A 3,669-nucleotide genomic window follows, 5' to 3' on the forward strand; every position below is an offset into this window, starting at 1 on the left:
GAGGAAACCGTGCTCGCGCTCGATCCCGCTATGGCGGAAGTCGAAGGCAAGCTGCGCGACCTCGCCGAACGTCTTCAGGCCAATAAAGAAGACTGACCGCATACTCCTGCTTTAACGATCTCTCAACTCCTCCGCCTGCGGAGGAGAGCTTGTTTCCCCGCCATGGTTTCCCTTTTTTAAGACCTCGCCATTAAGGTTGATACACGCGAAAGGGGGCGCGGCGGAAAACCGCCCGTGCTTCGCGAGGTGGGGGTTCGGGGCATGGCCCAATCAGTATTCGACAAGATCAGCGTTCTTGTGGTGAATGACAGCGCCTATATGCGCCATCTCCTGCATACGCTTCTGCAAGCACTCAATGTTTCCGAGATTCATCTTGCCATCAATGGCGAGGAAGCCTGGGAGCTTCTCAACAGACATGAGCCGGACATCGTGATCACCGATGCGGCGATGGTTCCCGGTGACGGCTTCATGTTTGCAAAGCGCCTGCGCAGCCTTCGCGGGCGCGCGCTCGGCATGATCCCGATCATCATGGTTTCGGGTCATACCGACATCGCCTCTGTTGAGCGGGCGCGCGATATTGGCGTAACCGAATTTATTTCCAAGCCTATCTCACCGCGCGGCCTTTATGAGCGGTTGTTGCAGGTGATTGATCGCCCTCGCCCCTTCGTGGAAACGCCAACCTATTGCGGACCGGACCGGCGACGGCGCAACGCGCCCTATGCCGGTGAGGATCGCCGTGGCGCCGTGGCGCTGGTCTGAGGGGAAAGGGCAATGAAACACAGCAAGATCGCTTCCCGGCTGGCGGGCCACGAAACAGACGGCGGTGAAACTCCGCCCGAAGTGCGTTTCGTGCGCGTGCCGTCGATCGCCGAACGCAAGCTTGGCAGCGAATATGTCGCGCCGATGCGTCTTGATCCGCGCATTCTGGATCAGATGCAGGCAACGATCCGTTCGCTGGAATCAAAATATGTGGAAACGCTTTCCGCGCAGGTCTCCATGCTTCAGGTTCTGGCAGAACCAGCCTGCAAGGGCGACAGGGAAGCCCATGATCGCCTCTATGCAATTGCCCATGATGTGCGCGGTCTTGCAGGCACATTCGGATTTGCAATGACGGGCCGCTTTGCGGACTCGCTTTGCCGTTATCTCGAACAAGGTGGCCACGGCAAACATGACAGCACGGTGATCCGTTTCCATGTCGATGCTATACGCGACACGCTGGAAAGCCCCGGCACGGACGTCACGATCTCCACCGAGACGCTCGATGCGCTCGAGAAGCTGATCGCAGCGAACCGCGAGAGCATGAGAGCGGCGGGATGACAGAGGAACCGACAAAGGCGGCACCGGAGTTTTTTCACCGCCTGAAGGTTCTCGTCGTCGAGGACAGCGCCGAAATGCGGCGGCTGCTTGAAGCTCTTCTTCATTCCATGGGGATCGAACAGGTCGTCCTCGCGCAGGATGGCGCACGAGGTCTTGCCGCTTTCGCGACGGAACGACCGGACATCATCATTACCGATGGCGCCATGAAGCCGATGGATGGCTATGAGATGACACGGCGTATCCGCGCGAGTGATCGCGGTGCGCAAGCTAATCCCGATGTGCCGATCCTGATGATCTCCGGCCATGTGGATCGCGTCTTTGTGACCCATGCGCGCGACCAGGGCGTGACCGATTATCTCGTCAAGCCGCTCCTTGCCGATGTGCTTTACAAGGCTATCCTTGCCGCTACATCCACACCCATCCATTTTGTGGAAAAGCCGGGTTATCGCGGTCCTTCCCCGCGGCGTTCGCTTGATGCGCGCCTGCCGGAACCGCCCTTTCGCTGACCGCTCCGTCACCCGACTCCCATTTCCCTCTCAATCGCGGCACACTGCGGCAAGTCTTGTTCAGAGGGAATCATGTTTCAGCGCCTTGTGACTTCACTTCGTTTCCGCCTTGTGGCCCGCCAGTCCAAGATCGAGCGGCAAGCAGGCGCGATCCCTTATGCGATAGTGGACGGGCAGATTGCCGTGCTTCTCATCACGTCGCGTTCCGGCCGCTGGATATTCCCGAAGGGCCGGTTGATCGATGGCTTGCAACCGCATGAGACAGCGGCGCACGAGGCGCGCGAGGAAGCGGGCGTTGAAGGTGTCATCAGTGACAGGCCGCTCGGGTGCTGGCGTACGCTCAAGCGGCGCGGTGTGCGGCTCTTGCCGCTGGAGGTTGATCTCTATCCGCTGCGCGTGACGAAGCAACTGGACGCATGGAAAGAGCAAAGCGAGCGCAAGCGGCACTGGGCGAGCCTGCGCGAGGCGCAGCGTGTGCTGACCGACTCCCGACTTGCCGACATAGCGATGAAGCTGAAGGAACTTGGCTGAGTGCTGATCAGAAGCTGATCAGCGTCACCATCAGCAGGTAGAGCCCCGCACCGATACCGCCTGCAGCGGGCACGGTGACAACCCATGCCGTTGCAATGCCAACCACGTGACGGCGGCGCACGAGGCGGCGCTTCTCCCGGCTTGCCTGCTTTCTGATCGCCTCTTCCGGGGTGCTGGAGAGCGATTCCGGCTGCGAGGCCTTCGGCTTGGGCGTGCTCGCCTTGTTGGCCCCGATGCGGAGATTGACCAGTTGTTCCCGCAGGAAGCCGACACCGAAAATCCCGCCGATGGCAACATGGGTGGACGAGACAGGAAGCCCGAGGGCCGAGGCGACGAGCACGGTGATGGCGGCAGACAGCGCAACGCAATAGGCGCGCGGGGCGTCCATCTTGGTGATCTTCTCGCCCACAGTGCGGATGAGGCGCGGTCCGAAAAGGGCAAGACCCAGCGAAATACCGATAGCGCCGATCAGCAGCACCCAGAGCGGCAGCGCGACGTTACCCGAAACGGCATCTCCCGTTTCAGCGGCGACTGCGATAGCGGCAAGCGGGCCGACGGCGTTCGCCACATCATTTGCCCCATGCGCGAAGGAAAGCAGCGCAGCAGCAAAGATAAGCGGCAGAGTGAAGAGGCCCCCGACCTGCTTGCGCTTGTTCTCGATCTTTGCGGCGCGGCGGGCCACCCAGGGCCGCGTGGCAAATGTGCCGATCACGACGCCCGCAAGACCGATGGACCAGACAACACTTATGGGCGGCTGCCAGACATTCGACAGCCCCTTGAGCACGAGATACATGCCGAAAACGCCGACCATGAGGCCGATCATCACCGGCACCCATTGTCGCGCGGCGCCGATCCGGTCCTCGCGGAAGAGAACGCGCCACTTCACAAAGGCGAGAAGTGCTGCCGCAATCACACCGCCCATCACCGGCGAGATGACCCAGCTTGCCGCAATGGCACCCATCATCGGCCAATTGATAGAGGCGACACCGGCAGCCGCCACCCCCGCACCAATAACGCCGCCAACTATGGCATGCGTTGTCGAGACGGGTGCGCTGATGAGGGTTGCGAGATGGGTCCAGACAGCCGCCGCAAGAAGCGCTGCCATCATCAGCATGACGAAGTTGCGGACCTCCATCGTCGCCTGTGGCTCGATGATACCTTTGGAGATGGTATCCACCACATCGCCGCCCGCGAGAATGGCGCCTGACGCCTCGCAGATTGCGGCAATGAGAAGCGCTGCGCCCAGCGGCAGCGCCCTGCTGCCCACGGCGGGGCCCATATTATTGGCAACATCATTCGCGCCGATATTGAGCGC

At 61.1% G+C, this 3,669-nt stretch carries 5 protein-coding genes; 4 read left to right on the plus strand and 1 reads right to left on the minus strand.

What is annotated here, in order from left to right:
• The first annotated feature begins 261 nt into the window (after positions 1-261).
• The 4 genes from WBF74_RS12160 (at position 262) to WBF74_RS12175 (ending at position 2,354) form a co-directional block, all read left to right on the plus strand.
• A complete protein-coding gene (locus WBF74_RS12160; RefSeq protein WP_424440192.1) occupies positions 262-759 on the plus strand; it encodes a response regulator in 498 nt (165 codons plus the stop codon).
• Between the two features lie 12 nt (positions 760-771).
• On the plus strand, positions 772-1,317 hold the full coding sequence (locus WBF74_RS12165) for a hypothetical protein (protein WP_424440195.1): 546 nt from the start codon (positions 772-774) through the stop codon (positions 1,315-1,317).
• Entirely contained in the window at positions 1,314-1,823 is a 510-nt protein-coding gene (locus WBF74_RS12170; RefSeq protein ID WP_424440198.1) for a response regulator, read from the plus strand. The genes WBF74_RS12165 and WBF74_RS12170 overlap by 4 nt, the downstream gene beginning before the upstream one ends.
• A gap of 72 nt (positions 1,824-1,895) precedes the next feature.
• Entirely contained in the window at positions 1,896-2,354 is a 459-nt protein-coding gene (locus tag WBF74_RS12175) for an NUDIX hydrolase (RefSeq protein ID WP_424440201.1), read from the plus strand.
• Positions 2,355-2,361: 7 nt separating this feature from the next.
• Here WBF74_RS12175 and WBF74_RS12180 read toward each other — a convergent pair.
• A partial coding sequence (locus WBF74_RS12180) for an inorganic phosphate transporter (protein ID WP_424440204.1) occupies positions 2,362-3,669 on the minus strand: 1,308 nt, incomplete at its 5' end.

It is taken from the genome of Parvibaculum sp., from assembly GCF_049672805.1.
Classification (GTDB): Bacteria; Pseudomonadota; Alphaproteobacteria; order Parvibaculales; family Parvibaculaceae; genus Parvibaculum.